General features: G+C 43.9%; 11 protein-coding genes. 7 read left to right on the forward strand and 4 right to left on the reverse strand.

What is annotated here, in order from left to right; all coding sequences use genetic code 11:
- Window positions 1–118 precede the first annotated feature (118 nt).
- Both NH462_RS15440 and NH462_RS15445 read right to left on the reverse strand, forming a co-directional pair.
- On the reverse strand, window positions 119–2,404 hold the full coding sequence (locus NH462_RS15440) for a family 20 glycosylhydrolase (protein WP_253106469.1): 2,286 nt from the start codon (window positions 2,402–2,404) through the stop codon (window positions 119–121).
- A gap of 226 nt (window positions 2,405–2,630) precedes the next feature.
- Window positions 2,631–5,159: a TonB-dependent receptor gene (locus tag NH462_RS15445; protein ID WP_045963097.1), complete on the reverse strand. Its 2,529-nt coding sequence runs from the start codon at window positions 5,157–5,159 to the stop codon at window positions 2,631–2,633.
- A 685-nt stretch (window positions 5,160–5,844) separates the two neighbouring features.
- Here NH462_RS15445 and NH462_RS15450 point away from each other — a divergent pair.
- On the forward strand, window positions 5,845–6,426 hold the full coding sequence (locus NH462_RS15450; protein WP_010375730.1) for a hypothetical protein: 582 nt from the start codon (window positions 5,845–5,847) through the stop codon (window positions 6,424–6,426).
- A gap of 113 nt (window positions 6,427–6,539) precedes the next feature.
- Here the strand turns inward: NH462_RS15450 and NH462_RS15455 are convergent, their stop codons facing one another.
- Both NH462_RS15455 and NH462_RS15460 read right to left on the reverse strand, forming a co-directional pair.
- Complete coding sequence (locus NH462_RS15455; RefSeq protein ID WP_248694187.1) at window positions 6,540–8,765, reverse strand: EAL domain-containing protein; 2,226 nt, start codon at window positions 8,763–8,765, stop codon at window positions 6,540–6,542.
- 347 nt (window positions 8,766–9,112) lie between these two features.
- Complete coding sequence (locus tag NH462_RS15460) at window positions 9,113–9,457, reverse strand: VOC family protein (RefSeq protein WP_010603872.1); 345 nt, start codon at window positions 9,455–9,457, stop codon at window positions 9,113–9,115.
- A 168-nt stretch (window positions 9,458–9,625) separates the two neighbouring features.
- On the opposite strand from NH462_RS15460, the gene NH462_RS15465 reads away from it, so the two are divergent.
- The 6 genes from NH462_RS15465 (at window position 9,626) to NH462_RS15490 (ending at window position 16,922) form a co-directional block, all read left to right on the forward strand.
- Window positions 9,626–11,422, forward strand: a complete 1,797-nt coding sequence (locus NH462_RS15465) for a glycoside hydrolase family 3 N-terminal domain-containing protein (RefSeq protein WP_253106470.1) — start codon at window positions 9,626–9,628, stop codon at window positions 11,420–11,422.
- 12 nt (window positions 11,423–11,434) lie between these two features.
- Window positions 11,435–12,235 carry a DUF1445 domain-containing protein gene (locus tag NH462_RS15470; RefSeq protein ID WP_253106471.1) on the forward strand — a complete coding sequence of 267 codons (801 nt, stop codon included), beginning with the start codon at window positions 11,435–11,437 and terminating at the stop codon, window positions 12,233–12,235.
- A 9-nt stretch (window positions 12,236–12,244) separates the two neighbouring features.
- Window positions 12,245–12,973, forward strand: a complete 729-nt coding sequence (locus NH462_RS15475) for a 5-oxoprolinase subunit PxpA (RefSeq protein WP_253106472.1) — start codon at window positions 12,245–12,247, stop codon at window positions 12,971–12,973.
- A 62-nt stretch (window positions 12,974–13,035) separates the two neighbouring features.
- The gene (locus NH462_RS15480) at window positions 13,036–13,569 is read left to right on the forward strand and encodes a GNAT family protein (RefSeq protein WP_253106473.1); all 534 of its coding nucleotides are present in this window, start codon (window positions 13,036–13,038) and stop codon (window positions 13,567–13,569) included.
- Window positions 13,566–14,102, forward strand: a complete 537-nt coding sequence (locus NH462_RS15485) for a GNAT family N-acetyltransferase (protein ID WP_253106474.1) — start codon at window positions 13,566–13,568, stop codon at window positions 14,100–14,102. The genes NH462_RS15480 and NH462_RS15485 overlap by 4 nt, the downstream gene beginning before the upstream one ends.
- A 108-nt stretch (window positions 14,103–14,210) precedes the next feature.
- The gene (locus NH462_RS15490) at window positions 14,211–16,922 is read left to right on the forward strand and encodes an Ig-like domain-containing protein (protein WP_253106475.1); all 2,712 of its coding nucleotides are present in this window, start codon (window positions 14,211–14,213) and stop codon (window positions 16,920–16,922) included.
- Window positions 16,923–16,945 lie beyond the last annotated feature (23 nt).

A 16,945-nucleotide genomic window follows, 5' to 3' on the forward strand; every position in this document is an offset into this window, starting at 1 on the left:
TTGTTCGGATAGAGCGCGTACTGCTGCCACTCTATCTATGTAAACGTTTGAGCCGAGGAAGTTGGGAATGGAATCATAAATAATGCCCTAATTACGAATTTAGCATTAGGGCTGGTGATTAATATACCGCTATTTCATCGATATACAGCGGAAGTTTGGGGATCTGGATATCGTCAGATTGCTTACTATTAATGGCCACCACCTTTAAAAAGCGCACACTTACAGGAGCAAACGACAACACCGACATGGGCCCACGCGGATTATTAACCTCAGCTAACGTTTGCCACTGTTGTTTATCACTTGAACCCAGTACTTGAATATGTGTTGGCGGGTGCAGTTGTCTATGTCGCCCGCTGTCAAAGCCCAGCTTAACCTGCTGCACTTGCGTTGACGCATCCAAGTCAATAACCGCCTCAAGATCGGTATCGTAAAAAATCGCATAATCATCAACGCTGTAAAATTGATCATAGGCAAATTGACCATCCTGCAGCTTAGTCGCAGAGCCTTCGGCAGCTAGCGAGCCAAGCGTTATCTCTTTTCCAAGCGCTAAATGAGGCGAAAGCGTTAAACGCGCATCGCCTACCAGTTGCCCTAGATCGCTTACATAACTGCGGGCACGAAGCTGCGTTTCGTCAGTTATCACTAGCGGCTTTTGATATTGCTGGGATTGTAGCGTTGGCTCGCTGCCGTCTAAGGTATAGTAAATAGCCGTGTCGGCAATTTCAGAGGTAATGGTGGCGACGAGCTGCTGCCCATTAATCTCGCTTGAAATAATAGGCTTATGGCTACTATAAGCGGTATTGAGGTGCATCTGCTGGTAGCGTTTTAAAAGCGCGGGTAACCGATATTGGCTGTAATCAGACCACGACTTTTGTGTTTTATCCGACCACAATGTTTCGGCCAACGCACTCAAGCGCGGAAACAGCATATACTCGGCATGACGAGGTGTTTTTATATATTCAGTCCAAAGTGCACCTTGCGCACCAATAATAAAGGCTTGTTGCTCAGCGGTTAAGTGGCTGGGCTGTGGCTCATATTGATAAACATTTTTTAAACTTGAAAGCCCGTGGATGGCTTTGGGTTCATCAAGATTGCGCGATTGATAGGCATCAAAATAAATATATTGATAAGGGCTCATGATCACCTGATGACCCATTTTTGCAGCTTGGATGCCTCCTTCCGTGCCCCGCCAAGACATGATCACGGCGTCATCCGCCACCCCTCCTTCTAATATTTCATCCCAACCAATCACCGTTTTACCAAGATTTTGGACGATTTTAGCGACCCGTTTAATAAAATAGCTTTGCACTTGCTCAGGTGTGGTTAACTGATGCTGTTGCATCAACTTTTTCACCTCGGGACTCTCTAGCCACTGCTTTTTTATCACCTCATCGCCACCAATGTGGATATATTGGCTCGGAAATAGCTCAGCAACCTCTTTGTATACAACACCAAGAAACGCAAATACGTCTTCACGGGGACATAGCACATCTTCAAAAATCCCAAACTGCGGCTGCACCTTTACTGCGCGCCGGTGGCAAGATAACTCGGGATATGCGGCAAGCATCGCACTGCTGTGCCCCGGAATATCGATTTCAGGGATCACTTCAATATGTCGCGCCTGCGCGTACTCAATCACTTCCTTAATTTGCGCCTTGGTATAAAATCCCGATACCGTTTTATCATCAAACAGTGGTTGATAATCATAGGTATGACCAACCACGGTATGAGGCCGTGTTGCCCCAATCTCGGTTAGTTTAGGATACGCATCAATGGCGATTCGCCAGCCTTGATCATCGGTTAAGTGCCACTGGAAGACATTGAATTTATGCATCGCCAGCCAATCGATATAACGCTTCACGAACGCCACATCGAAAAAGTGCCGACTTACATCTAAATGCATGCCACGGTATGAGAATCTGGGCTGATCTTTTATTTCTACCGCAGGTATTGCCCAATTTCCCTGATTGATGGGCATACGCGACTCTATCTCAGCAGGGAGTAATTGTCGCAGTGACTGCATCCCCCAAAATAATCCGGTCGCAGTATTCGCTTGTATTTCAACCCCTTCAGGTGTCACGCTCAGCGCATATCCCTCTTGAGATAGCGGTGTATCGACAATCTTAAAGGCAATACTATTTTTAGTTGTGCTATCAACCTGAGACACAGGCAACTGATAGCCCGTAGGCGAGCGCAAAAAGGTCGCTAATTGCTGCGCAACGCTTTGAGCTTGCTGCTGGTTAAAGGTAATTTTACTGTCATGGGTAAGGTTAAAGTGACCGTTACCAAAACTAGCACTCAGTGGTTTTGGGGTGATCTGTAGCGCTGCACAAAGTGGTGTGAGCAACAAAGAAAACAGCAATAAACTGCTTTGCAAAAATGTATAAAAGACACTCTGGTTCATAAATAACTTCCTGAGAAAAGCCCGCTTATAGCGGGCTTGAGTGAACTAATGAGCACTGGGCAGTGTGCAAATTAGCAAGGGAAATACAGGGCCTAATGACCTTTGCTATTTAATTTTTGTTCCCCTGAGTGAGTTTTGGTCGCGACGCTCGACTTGCTACATAGTGGGCTGAGCAAAAAGTTAAGCAACAATGAACTAAGCGCACTCAGGTGAACCCGATTAGGCCCTAAAAATTCAGCGTCAGCGATGCGCTGATGGTGCGTCCTAAGATCGGCCGAGCATAGTAATAGTCGTATCCTGCTTGAACATCGTTGATGGCACGCGGATTTCCTTCGGTTAACCCAAGTTCATCACTGATATTGGTCGCTTTCACATGCAGCGCAACCGCGTCGGTAAAGCGATAATTCACGCCCATGTCGATTGTGGTGTAGGCAGGAAGCTCAAACTTATTCTCACCGTCTGAGTAACGCTCTCCTAAGTGGTGAATGGTTAAATAGATATCACCATCGTCAAAGTAATAGGTTGGCGTTAACCTAAGCTGCACTTTAGGTGTGCGCTTCACTTGCTTGCCTTCCCAATGTGCAAATGCCCCGGTAAATCCTTCCATTTTTGGGTCTTGTAACACGCCTGTCAGCTCAAGCTGTAAATTGTCATGCGCCTGCCACACTGTTTCAAACTCAAGACCATCGGTGACAGTGTCTATCGTTTGATTCGCCACCTCACCATCGCTGCCGGTAAAATTACGTTCCACTAAGTCATTAAATTTAGTTCTAAACAGGGTCAGTGATGCACCAATTGAATCGCCAGCATAGCGAGTACCCAATTCGCTAAAGGTTAGATTAACGCTGTCATTAAAGTCGGCATCAACCCCTGAGTGAATGTTCTGACCAAAGCTCATTAACCTTGGCATTTCAAATGCATCGGCATAACGACCAAATACTGACACATCATCCGAGAAGGTATAGTTGAATCCCACCGTCCATGCGGTTTCGGTTTCACTACGAGTTTTTGACAGGAATTTGTTTGACGGCATGTCGACGTAATTGTTGGCAAGATTGTTATCTATGTCATTACCAGCGCTGTCAAAAGCGCCCGCAACAGGCTGTGCAAATGTGGTTGCGGAGGCGGTGCTATCTAGCTCCAACCACTCAATCCGAACCCCGCCATCAATACGAAGGTTATCGGTTGCTTGATATTGTTCATTGATAAATAAAGAGTTGGAAGTACTGGTACCAAAAGCGGTTGCCTGACCCCAACCAGGAGCATAACCCGTTGAGCCGTGGTCAGTTAGTTGACCAACCACTTGCTGATTGCTGTTAACTGCAACAATATCGAGTAATCGAGCATTGTCTTTTACTTCCGTTAAAAACTGCGATTCCCATTTATCAACTGGCAAGGAGTCCGCATCTACATAGGCAAATAACCACCCTATGGTCAGCGTATGCTGATCACCTTCATAGGTAAAATTGAGCTTATTAACAAACTGCTCGGCATCATAGCGCGAATAAAGCGGGTAGCTTGTGGTGACTAAGCCGTTTCCGTTTAAATTACTGACATCTGTCAGTATTTCACCACTATCGACGTATCGATACCGTGCGGCAACGGCGCCATCGCTGGCAAACTGGTCCAGCATATTTTGCACATCTTGCTGCCCAAGTCGGGTATTGGCATTGACCAGCGTCGAGTTATCGAAGTTAAGCAAAATATACATGTCGTTTTCAAACTGTGAGTAACGGCCAGCTGTATTTAGTAGCCAACGGTCGCTTAACTCCCAATCTAAATGATAGCCTAGCGTACTAAACTTGGTATGCTGCCCATCTTTAAGGTCTCGTGTTTTATAGCTGCCATCAGGCTGTAAATAGTGTAAAAAGCGCTGACCATTACCAATTAAGGTGCCATGTTGTGGGTCGACACCAGCAATGCCTTTAGGGTCACTTTGATCTCTAAGCGGAATAGGCACAAAGAAAGTGGTATGGTCATTGAGGTGTTTGGCAGACAGCGTGAGTTGGCCTTTATCAAACTCACGCACTAAATTGAGTCGAAGTTGGCCGCCGTGATCTGCGGTAAACTCTGTGTCCCTCACGCCATCAGAACGACGATATGAGCCACCTATCGACATTTTCCAGTTGTCACTAATGGGTGTGCCATAAAAGAACTCGCCGCGATACATGCCGTAATCGGCAGCAGTTAGGCGGATCGTCGCTTCTTCAATGTCATCTGGTTTACGGGTAATAAAGTTTACTAATGCCGCGGGGCCGTTGGTGGTTAGTAGGCCTGAGGTGCCCCCACGAACCGCTTCCATATGTTCAATCGTGATATCTTGACGCTGATAAAAATCAACCCAAACGCCGTCGTACACCACAGGTAGCCCATCTTCTTCAACGCCGATATAACGGAAGCCTTCACCGCCACGTAGTCCTCTAGGTGCAACATTATTGTTGGTTTCACCACCTGAATCTTCAACCCAAAAGCCTGGCACACTTTCCAGCAGATCCGCCGTACCTAGAGGTGCTTCTCGCGCCAACTGTTCGGCATTTAAGGTGGTAATTGAGACAGATGATTCCAACTTAGTTTGGCCACGCCCACCGCTGCCAGTGACGACAATTCGCTCAAGGTCGAGTAGTTTCTTTTTTTCTGTATTTACTTGAGCGTCTTGTGCTTTTGTTTGTGCAAGCGCGGCTTGCGAACCCAATAACGCGCCACTGATAGCAAGCGCAATAAGGTGTTTGTTATAACGAGATGTATTGTTGCTCATGGTATTCCCTTCATTCTTGTTGTTGGCAGAGCAAGTGAGTGAAGCTCTGTAAATCTATAAACGAACGAAGGGAAAGTTTTAGGAATATTTTTAAGCAAATAAACAAAGAGAAGTAACTTTTTGATACTAAGAGGCAAAAGATAATATCGCCAAAGGTTATAATTTCAATGTAGTAAATTGCTGTATTCTGTTACTTGACAATTGCAATTTTTAGAACTACATACCATAGACTCATAAGGAAATAAAAAACGCCTTCATGAGCCGCCCCACTTGCGCATATAAACAAGGTGAAAGCTTCGTTAGCTTGCGGGTTTCAGTGGGTATTTAACCTGAATTTTTGTACAATTAACGATAAGGAATTCTGTTATGAAAGTATTATCCACTTTAATTATACTAGTATTCAGTGCTTGTGCATTGGCAACTCAAACTACAAATGAGCCTTCCATTCAAACTCAAGTTGAACTAGATAATTTACTTATCAACAATCAGCAACCAATTCATTTAAACTTGGTGTCGTCAACAAGTAGAACTCCTCCTTCGTGTGACTGGAGTGAGTGTGTTGACAATTGTGATGAATCTCGAAAAGATTGCCTCAAAGGTAGCAACTCTTCTAAGTGCGGCCCTATTTACGAGCGTTGTAAAGAACGCTGTAACAAGCGCTGTAAATAGAAGCAGGCATTAGAAAGTGATATATATAGGATATAGTATATTTGCCTTAGTACTGGGGTGCTTTATTGGCGCGTCAAATACCCCAGTCGTTGCTTCTTTTTTTGCGGTTGTCGCTGCTTTATTAGGTACTATTTTTGGCGTTATTAAGATTGAGGTTAATTCACCGACTAAGCAGAAACTTAACTTACTCGGTGCATTAATTGCAATATTTTCAGTATCATTACTCATTGGCGCAATCATTGGGGAAAAATATCGAAACTATGAAATACCACTAAAGCAAAAAATAGTTCCGTGGGAAGGAAAGCAAGCACCTTCTAATACGTATGAAGCGCTCGACTGGATAATAACCGCTAAGAAACTCTCGGCGCTTGGATATAGCACGAATCAAATATCAGAATTGTATGACATTAGGCTAATTGAAAAAGTAAGACTGGAAAAAGTCATTGCTCAAGAACAAGAAAGTCGAAATGACTGTTATTCACTTGAAAATACCGCTATATATAACCAATCAAATCCATTTCACACCATGCTTCCGGATAATTTAACAACACCGAAAAAAGCCGCAGCAAGAGGCCCTGCTAGTGAGAAAGACAATTAATCGCTCTGAGCTTAGCTTTCAGAATTAATAATTTCTCATCCAGAAATTAACGAAGTGTTAGGCAGTTAGCAGGTGGTGCACTTGGATTTATGCACCAACAAGAACCTTCAAAACTAATTTTGACCTAATCTGCGCCGCTCTACGCTCATGTGGGTAATGAGAATAGGGGTGATCTCGGACTCTGGAGCGGGAGCAAAAAGGTGGTTGCCTTGGATAAGGTGACAGCCATTGAGATTAAGAGACTTAGCTTGCAACGCGGTCTCAACACCTACCGCTACACATTCTACATCCAAGCTCTTTGCCATCTGTACAATCAATTTTGCAATATCATTTTGTGAGGCAACAGACTGAGGGGTCGCAAGGAAAGCTGGTGGAATTTTAATGGTTTCAAACGTGAGCTTTTGCAAGTACAGCATGCTGGTATGCCCAACACCAAAATGATCAATTGAGATCCGCATGCCGGTTTGCTCTAATTCCGCCATCACTTCCGGTGCTTTATCAAGTAGTTCTATCAGGTCAACTTCTTTGATTTCTATTTCAATTTGCCGAGATGGCAACTGATGTTGCGCAGCCTGCTCCATAAAGTTTTTTATTACTGTTTTATTGGTGAGTTCAGCAAGCGAAAAATTAAAGCTAACCACAAGATTATCGTACTCGTAAAACCATGTTTTCATCGCCTGAAAGGCCAGTGCTCTGAGCTGTTGCCCAATTTCTACCATCAGATCGCCATCACATGCCGCTTCAAAAAAGTCTTCAGGTACCAACAATTGTTCATCTTGCTGCCACCTTGCGAGCACTTCAAGTTTTTTAATCTTGCGGGTATGCGCATCGACAATAGGCTGATAATAAGGAATAAACTCTCGATTATCTAACCCCTGAATGATCCGACTTTCTTGCACTAAACGCTGCTCCGACTCGTGATCTAGGCGTGCGTTATAAAATTGAAACTCCGTTTGTGTGGCTTTTTTAGCTCGATACATTGCGGTATCAGCATGCTTTAGCAAAGCTTCCGTGTTGTCACCATCATCAGGGTAAATTGCAACGCCAGCACTCACCGTGGCTTTTAGACTCACTTGGCGCAAACAATATTGTCCATTAACGCTACTCAATACTTTACTCACCACCTTACGTACATATTTTTTATCTTGGATCCCGTCAATGAGTAACACAAATTCATCGCCTCCCATTCTGGCAACGGTGTCGCATCCTCGAATTTGCTGAGTTAATCGACTCGCAATTTCTTTAAGTAATAAGTCGCCATAATCGTGTCCCAGTGAGTCGTTAATTTTTTTGAATTTGTTGACGTCAATAAATACCAAAGCAAACTGGTGACTCATGCGCTTAGCTCGTTTACATGCCTGCACTAAACGGTCATGCAGCAATAAGCGATTGGGTAACCCAGTTAATGCATCGTGATGGGCAAGGTGATTCATTTTTTTCGCCATTAATCTCGACTCTGTCACATCTTGAAAGACCATTACAGTGCCTAGGTAGCTGCCATCTTTAGCTATAATAGGTGAGAAGGAATCTTGGATAGCAAAGGTAAGGCCAAGATGATTGGTAATGGAAGTGAGTTCAGGTAAACAAATGGTATGGCCTTGCTTTAGACAAAGTTCAGGAAATTTATTCACCGAAGCTTTGGTTTCTTCGTGATACATAGACATAACATCATCAAATCGCCGCCCGACCACTTCTTCATTTAACATCGCGAGAATGGCTTCTGTGACTGGATTAATATAAGTGATCACGCCATTTACGTCTGTACAGATCACGCCATCACCAATAGAGCTCAGCGTCACTTCGAGCAATTCTTTTTCTTCTTCTAGTGCCTGAGCGAGGCGATTTTCTCTGTTGCTAGTATTAAAATAACAGAGATATCCTGTAACGGTACCCGCGACTTTAATTGGTAAAGCAACAGGACTAATAACTTTGCCACTGTGTTTGGTCGTGCAATTACCATAACTTTGCGTTACGAGCGCTTCGAACATGCTTGTTGCACCACTCTTGCCCTCGCTATGGATGTTACCGCTCACCGCGATTAAATTTTCAAGTTTTAACCCTATTACTGAGCTGCCAACACCCAGTATGGATTGCATTTGGTCATTGGCTTGTAGGATAACGCCGTCGCTGTCTAATACCATTTGTGGCACGGTAGAGCCATCATCAACCATAATTTTATTAGTATCTTGTGCTTGCCACCAAAGCAGCGCGACAAACAAAAAAACTAAAGCGCTGATGATGATATAAGTAACAGGTGACAGTAAGTATAGGCCCAATTTATCGGCCATAAGCATGGTTAAGGAGAGTAAAATACCAACAACTAAGAATATCCGTCTCATTGCCTAATCAAACCTAAGTATGGTGATGATGCATTTAGCGGTGTTTTGTACAATGATTGCCCTTGCCACCTGCACTTCTACGCTAAACCTAAACCCATTAGATAAGTCTATTGGCTGATTACGCAATAAGTAGGTATCAAACACAAAGAGATGTTTGCATCAGTGTTTAATAACTATTGTTCACAATAGCAACGAATTCAAGTTTTTATCTGATCTGAAAACGAAAGATTATTGCAGCAAAACCTCTGTATTACGTGTGCTGTAAAGGGGCTTTACAGCACACCGTTTGGTTATTTAAGCTGAGGTTTGAATAAGGGATGTGTTAACTAATTATTTTTAAGCTCAGGTTATTTAGACCACACCGCAAATTCATTGCCGCTCGGCTCAATAAAGTGAAAGCGACGACCGCCAGGAAATTCAAATATAGCCTTGCTTATCTCTCCGCCTGCTTGCTCTACTTTGCTTTGCACCGCTTCCAATTCATCGCTGTACAACACTACGAGCGCTCCACCTTGCGCTTGTTTAGAAGACACATCGGCTCGGAAAAAGCCGCCGTCAAGGCCTGAGTTTGCAAACGCAATATAATCTGGCCCGTAAGATTCAAATTGCCAATCAAACACCTGCTCGAAGAAAGCTTGTGTTGCTACTAAGTCTTTTGCAGCTAATTCTACATAGTTTATATGGTTGTTCATTTTTTATTCCTTTTAAAATCTGTGCTTCATTTATGCTGTTATCGCCTAATAGAAAGCATTTTGTAGTCGCTTCTAAATCAGTGTTAAAGTGTAGGCAATTTTATTCAGCGTTTATTATTGATTGTGCGATTATTATCTCTGCTCACTACTTTAGGAACTATCATATTCATGAGTTTCATCACTTCAGCTCACGCAACAGCAGCACAAGTGCCACTGACCACTTCACAAATGCTTGGACAAAAGCTTATGCTCGATTTCCGCTATTACTGCGGTGAAAGCAAAAAGCCAAGTGGAGATTGTAGAGCAGCGATGACAACTTTACCGCCTGAGCTGTCTGAATTGATTAGTAGATACGACATCGGCGGCGCTATTTTGTTTGCCGAAAATGTGCAAAACACCGCGCAAATCATCAGTCTAACCAATGCTTTGCAAAGTGCGGCACAACAAAGTAAAAGTCAACTTCCTTTATTTATTGCCATCGATCAAGAAGGTGGTCGTGTTGCGCGAATAAACCGTGAACAAGCAACGTCGTTTACCGGCAATATGAGTATTGGGGCAACCTATCCAAAACAGGGTGATACTTACGCAACCAAAGTGGCAAGCGCAATTGGAAAGGAGCTAAATAGCTTAGGGATCAACGTAAACTTCGCCCCAACGGTAGATGTGAACAGCAACCCGAACAACCCGGTGATCAATGTGCGTTCATTCTCGGAAAATCCAAAAGTGGTCGCCAAATTAGGTCTTGCTCAGGTAAAAGCATTTGAGGCCGCAGGCGTTCTCTCTGCGCTAAAGCATTTTCCTGGCCACGGTGATACACATGTTGATAGCCACACGGGACTACCTCGTGTTGATCACGACCGCGACAAAATTAACCAGCAAGATTTATTGCCCTTTGCCGAGATAATCAAAGCATCGCCTCCTGGCATGATAATGACTGCCCATATTCAATATCCGGCGCTCGACAACAGTAAAGTCGTCAACTCTCAAGGTGAGAGCATGATAAGGCCTGCGACTATGTCTTATCAGATCATGACACAACTACTAAGACACGAGTTGGGATACCAAGGCGTGACCGTCACCGATGCGCTAGATATGGCTGGGATCAGCGACTTTTTTAACCCAGTCGATGCGACAATTGAAACGTTTAATGCCGGCGTGGATATCGCGCTAATGCCTATTGCTATTCGCAATCGTGCAGACATCAAACGCTTTGAGCAATATATGGCTCAGCTAGGCGAAGCACTGGATACCAATAAACTAAACCAAGCACAACTTAGCAGTTCTATGGCCCGTATCGCTAAGCTCAAGACAAAGCTGCCGCAATCGAGCGCTTCTTTGGCCATTGCCAATTCAACACTGGGTAATCCAAGCCATCGTCGCTTAGAAGCAGAGCTTGCACTAGCGGCTATCACCGAAGTAAAAAACGATGGTGTATTACCGCTTAGAGATAACGCACAAGTTGTTCACCTTATCATGCCTGATAGGCAAAAATGCTTTGCGCTTGAACAAGCATTACAAACATACAGCAAAAACTCGCTGACACTTGCTTGTACAAGCCTACAAGCCTACGACCCGGACATTGCACATGATGCAATTAAACAGGCCGACGTGATAATCGCCGCACATGCATCACCACCACAAAGTGCAGTAGAAATTGGCGGCATGGACGATGTGAAAAAGTTACGAGAGCATGGGGTGGCGCGTAATGTACAACCCGAAGCGCTGAAAGCATTACTGCAATACGGTCAGCAACAGGGTAAAAAGCAGCTATTTATCAGCCTAAGAGCACCATACGAAATTAGTACCTTTGGTCCTCTTAGTAACGCAGTATTAGCAAGTTATGCTTATAATGTAGACGTAAATCATGATAAAAAAGTAGCTGGGCCTGCCTACACGGCGCTGGCCAAAGTGATTTTAGGAATAGCGAAAGCGGAAGGTTCACTGCCTGTTACAGTAAACCACTAATTGGAGGAATCTATGGATCCCAGTGCTTCTTTAAGTGCACCTCATGCAATAAGAAAAATGATCAAGGATGGTGATTATACGGGTCCTACTAAAGGGTTCGTGCCTGGGTTCACACAATGTAATGTGATTATTTTGCCACAAAGCGAAGCATATTCATTCTTTCGCTTTTGTGAGAGTAATCAACCTGTTTGCAAGCTGATTATTCCGCCCAGCGAGCCGGGCAATTTCAACTTTGACACTTTAGGGAAAGATATAGACATTCGCTACCACCTTCCCAAGTATCAGATTTTAAAACATGGCCAGCTCGTTCAAGAATGCCATAATATAGAAGAGCACTGGCGCGACGACTTAGTTACCTTTGCTTTTGCCAGTTATCTTTCTTTTGATAACTTACTCGCGCAGTATGGAATCAACCCGCCATCGGCGAATCCAACCACGCCTTTACCACTTTACATCAGTAATTTATCTTGCAACTCAGTAGATAAGTACGAGGCGAATCAAATATTGGCGATGCGCCCATTAACCAAGCTAAATCTTATTAGTGCCATTCAAGCGGCAACACTAAGCCGACTCCCTTATGCGTTACCACTTCATTTTGGTGAGCCAAATGAGGTTGGGATCAAAGATCTTAGCAAGCCTAACTTTGGCGAGCCATTGACTTGTAAAGAGGGGCAGCTTCCGGTTTTTTGGGGTTCCAGCCTAACAGCTCAGTTAGCCATAGCAAAAGCGGCGCCTGAGTTTTGTATTATGAATAGTCCACACCATTTATTGGTGACAGATAGACAAGATTTAGAGCTTGCAGTAACGAAGTAGGAAATAAGCATGTTATTAAATTGCGACTTGGGTGAAAGCTTTGGCGCTTGGAAAATGGGGTTAGACGAACACGTAATGCCACATATCGACATGGCCAATGTCGCTTGCGGCTTTCACGCAGGAGATCCTGATGTACTCGCGCAGACACTAAAGCTGGTCAACACGCATCAAGTGACGCTTGGCGCACATCCAAGCTATCCAGACCGCCAAGGGTTTGGCCGCCGCTCAATGCAACTCTCTGAGCAAGAGATCATCAACGCCTTACATTACCAAATTGCCGCAATTGAAGGGATGGCAAAGGTGCAAGGCTTGACGCTAAGTTATGTAAAACCACACGGTGCGCTTTACAACGATATGATGAAGTCACAAAGGTTATTAAGCTGTGTTATCAAGGCCATTTCACACTACCCAAGTGAGCTTAAGTTGATGGTGCTAGCCACTGCGCAACAAGCAAGTCACCAACAACTCGCCGACGACTATAATGTATCACTGATTTTTGAGGCCTTTGCCGATAGGCTGTACACTGATGAAGGCTTACTTACTCCCCGTTCTGAAGCGGGCGCAGTGCATGACAAATCAGCGCTACTTGCGCAAGTTAAGCAATTACACCAGCAAGGCAGTGTCACGACTGCAAGTGGGAAGTCACTTTCCTTGCGCGCCGATACCTTATGTGTTCACGGTGACAACAAGGCGAGTATCGCCTTAATTGAAGAAATAAGAAACGTGATAAATCAATAATCTGTGATAGTCTGGCCGTACATGTTTAATAAGTGAAAGTTAACAAAGCGAAAGGACTTTACATGCAGCTCACAACAGAAAGGCTTACCTTAAGACCTATACTTAATACAGATTGGCCGCTATGGTTAGAACTTCATCAACAACCAGATGTCATGCGTTTCATCGGTGAGATTACCGATGAAGCTACGCTGCGTGAAAAGTTTAACCGTGGTTTAAGCGCCGGACTTGGGCAGTGGCACAAAGAAGATAACACCTGGCTCACCTTAGTGATTGAAGAAACGGCCACAGCGACCCCAATCGGGCTACACGGATTTTTAAGTATGTGGGCCCCATTTCAACAGGCCGAGTTAGGTTTTATGCTTTCCCCCGAATTTCAAGGAAAGGGTTACGCCTTTGAAGCGTCTAGGGCCGTCATTGATTTTGCCTTGCACGAATGTAATTACCACAAGCTCATCGCCACCGTTACCCAAGGAAATCATCCCTCTCACCATCTACTCAAAAAACTAGGATTTGAGCTTGAAGGCACGCTAAAACATAACTTCCAAATTAACGGCGAGTGGGTAAATGACGAGAAGTTTGGGTTACTGAGGATATGATCCGTACAGCGAGAACAAAACTTGTTGCACTCACTTCAGTGTATGCAGAGAGGCTTTTCACTTATCACTTAGAGAATCGCGATTACTTTGCACCGTGGGAGCCGTCTCGACCAGAAAGCTACTACTCAATGGACTATTGGTTGGGTCTTGCAGAGCAAGCCGAACATGCCGCACGATCCGATACCGCTTATCACTTTATTGCGTTATTGCCAGAACGGCCTCAGATAGCTGGGCTATGTAGCTTCACCCAAGTTGCACGAGGTCCGTTTCAAGCTTGTTATTTAGGCTATTCCATAGCATCACAATTTGCGGGTCAAGGCTATATGACCGAGATCTTAGAAGCTGCAATCTCACATATGTTCGATCAGCGAAACATGCATAGGATCATGGCAAATTATATGCCTAGCAACGTGGCAAGCGCGAGAGTGTTGCAAAAACTAGGCTTTGAACAAGAAGGCTATGCTAAGCAATATCTGCGCATTGCTGGAAAATGGGAAGATCATGTTTTAACAGCCAAGCTAAGAGCAGAATAAACCCCGCGTTGACTATTTTTACATTCATTAACACCAACCTCTGTACTTAAAGACCCTAAAAAGGGTAAGTTTTTAGTAAGTATATTGTAACAATCAGAGAAAATAATAATGAATAAAAAAATATTTCAACTCTCTTTAATCAGCTTAGGGTTAGTACATCTGAGTGCTTGTGACCTTTTTGGCGGTGATGATAAGAATACTCCACCAGAAATCGTAACCGCAATCGAAGCAAGTATTGGGGAGCGGAGCTTCCTAAGTGGTGGGGTGACAATTTCAGACAGTGATGGATCAATTTCGTCTCGCACTATAAAACAAACTTCAGGGCCAGACGTCATCGATCTTACCTTGGGCGATTCTAGCCTTTCTTTTACCGCACCAGAAGTCACTGAAGATACCAAAGTAGCCTTCTTGATAACTGCTACAGATGATGACGGTGATAACACAGAAAAAGAAGTTTCTGTCACCATCAAACAAATAAATAGAGCCCCTCTAATTACCGGTTCAGAACACAGTCTTGAATATAACAACACCTTAGAATTTACTTTAGATGTAAAAGATGAAGATGGCGATGCACTGGAGGTCACTTTCGAGCCAGCACTTTCGGGTGTTGTTGAATTAATTAATGCAACAACGCAGACATACAGCTATACCCCAACGCATAACAACATAACTAAAGAGATTTTGCACTTCGGCGTGAGCGATGGCGACCTCACAAACTCTGCAGAAGTTCAGATAGAAATTATCGATACATCAGCACCACGACTAATAACAAGTTTGCCAGAGTCCTCAGCGACTCGGGTTAGCTTAACAGGTGAGATCCAGTTGCACTTTGACGACAATATGTCCGCGTCTTGGTCAAGTGAAATTGGTACTTCAGAGTGTAATGGTGCAATTCATCTAAGAGAATCTGGTAATCAAACTTGCGTAGAATTTTCAGTAGGACAAACACAGCAAGAAGATGGATACGCTTTTGCTATAACACCAATGGAGTCCCTTAAAGCAGGCACTGAATATGAATTAACCATCTCAGAAACGGTGACCAACTTTTATGGAACTGCCATCGCACAAGCTGAAAAGCTTACTTTTGTTACTGGACAGAAAGATTTACTTATCACCGAGATTTCATCGTCTAGGTATATCGATGATAACCGCTGGGTAGAAATCTACAACGGTACAAACGAAACTATCGATTTGAGTAATTATCAACTTGTTGCCGAAAGCATCGAGTTGGAAAACTACAATGATGGCGGCACTAAAGTCTTTCCGCTGAAATCACAGCTACTTGAACCGGGCGAATATATCGTGGTGCAAAATGAACATGGACCTCAAACATGGCAGCGCAGCGTTACAAGCTCTAATCAGTTGATGCTAGTCGGCGATGGACAGTTTGCGCCAGCATGGTATATATCTGGGTATGTCGAATTACAAAACAAGCAAGGTGAAACGGTTGATTTTGTCCGTTTCGGCGAAAGTGATAAAGCACCGGCAACGCCTTCAGAATGGCAAGAGAGTGCCAAGTTATTACCAGTTTCAAATCAACTAGGTCAAAGCCTTGTTAGAACAAGCCTATTAACAGATACCAATTCGATTAGCGATTGGCAATCTGCCGCCTTTTTTACACCTGGCGGCAATAATGATGTGCTCTGTGATAAAGATGAGGACTTAGATGGAATCCCTGATTGTTCAGAGCAACCTGGTGGCACATTCGCAGGCCTACCTTTATACGAATGGGGGGCAAGAGCCGGCGTCAGAGATATTTTCATAGAAGTTGACTATATGGAAAGTAATGATGCAGGTATTACGCCTCACAAACCCGCACTCGACAAAGTAAAAGCGGCGTTTGCTGCTCAAGATATCGCAGTGCATTTTGACGTGGGTAATTTGTATCACCAAGCAGAAGGTTTATCACTTGAACAACATGATTTAGGTGGCGGCGAGCAGATCCCCTTTGTACAAACTACAACCTTTGCAAGTTCAGAGCAAGCGCCGAGTATTCTTGATCACAAAGCCAAGCATTTTGATCTTAAACGCCGGCCAATTTTTCACTATATGCTGATGGCAAACAGTCAAAAAGAAGATGGTAGTCAAGGTTCATCCGGTTTGGCTGAGCTTTTTGGGAATGACTTGATAATTTCACTTGGTAACTGGGGGCTAAATGTTGACTCAGAAATCGCCGCAAATGTGACTTACAGCTATCAAGCCGGCACCATTATGCACGAATTAGGTCACAACCTTGGTTTGTATCATGGCGGCAATGAAAATGTAAACTTCAAACCAAACCATGTGAGTGTGATGAACTACCTATATCAACTCGATGGCTTGGCAACGGTTGGTAATAAAGAAGGGGATCGGTATTTAAGTCGATGGTTTTATAGCAACGAAAACTGCTTCCCTAAGGGAACCGCACTCGTTAACAGCCCAACTGAGGGCCTAGAACATTTTATTATTGACTACTCTCATGGTCATAATAAGCCAATAAACGAAGCGAATATCGATGAATCAAAAGGACTAAACAACGATAAATCCGAGGCTGTCGACTTTGACTGTAATGGTAGTAGCTCTGATCTACTGACGAACTTTGACCTCAACGGTGATAACGAAAATACCTCTGTACTCAATGACTATGATGAGTGGTCAAGCCTGATACTCAACTTTGCGCAATTTTGGAGTGGCGCCAACAGTGGTCATGTAAAGCAAAACATGGAGTCTCGAGCGCAAAAATCCATCATGCACAGTGATAGACAAGCGGTACAGGAAGAAAGCGAACCATCACCAGCGGTATTTGAGCAAATTAAACGCTGGTCAAACTATCAAAACTAAATAACTTCAGGTTAAAGCACCTA

This window comes from Pseudoalteromonas sp. OANN1 (genome assembly GCF_024124685.1).
GTDB lineage: Bacteria > Pseudomonadota > Gammaproteobacteria > Enterobacterales > Alteromonadaceae > Pseudoalteromonas > Pseudoalteromonas piscicida.

Bases quoted from the DNA above. Each gene is read 5' to 3' on its own strand.
- NH462_RS15440 (WP_253106469.1), bottom strand. From the start codon at position 2,404: ATGAACCAGAGTGTCTTTTATACATTTTTGCAAAGCAGTTTATTGCTG.
- NH462_RS15445 (WP_045963097.1), bottom strand. From the start codon at position 5,159: ATGAGCAACAATACATCTCGTTATAACAAACACCTTATTGCGCTTGCT.
- NH462_RS15455 (WP_248694187.1), bottom strand. From the start codon at position 8,765: ATGAGACGGATATTCTTAGTTGTTGGTATTTTACTCTCCTTAACCATG.
- NH462_RS15460 (WP_010603872.1), bottom strand. From the start codon at position 9,457: ATGAACAACCATATAAACTATGTAGAATTAGCTGCAAAAGACTTAGTA.
- NH462_RS15465 (WP_253106470.1), top strand. From the start codon at position 9,626: ATGAGTTTCATCACTTCAGCTCACGCAACAGCAGCACAAGTGCCACTG.
- NH462_RS15470 (WP_253106471.1), top strand. From the start codon at position 11,435: ATGGATCCCAGTGCTTCTTTAAGTGCACCTCATGCAATAAGAAAAATG.
- NH462_RS15475 (WP_253106472.1), top strand. From the start codon at position 12,245: ATGTTATTAAATTGCGACTTGGGTGAAAGCTTTGGCGCTTGGAAAATG.
- NH462_RS15480 (WP_253106473.1), top strand. From the start codon at position 13,036: ATGCAGCTCACAACAGAAAGGCTTACCTTAAGACCTATACTTAATACA.
- NH462_RS15485 (WP_253106474.1), top strand. From the start codon at position 13,566: ATGATCCGTACAGCGAGAACAAAACTTGTTGCACTCACTTCAGTGTAT.
- NH462_RS15490 (WP_253106475.1), top strand. From the start codon at position 14,211: ATGAATAAAAAAATATTTCAACTCTCTTTAATCAGCTTAGGGTTAGTA.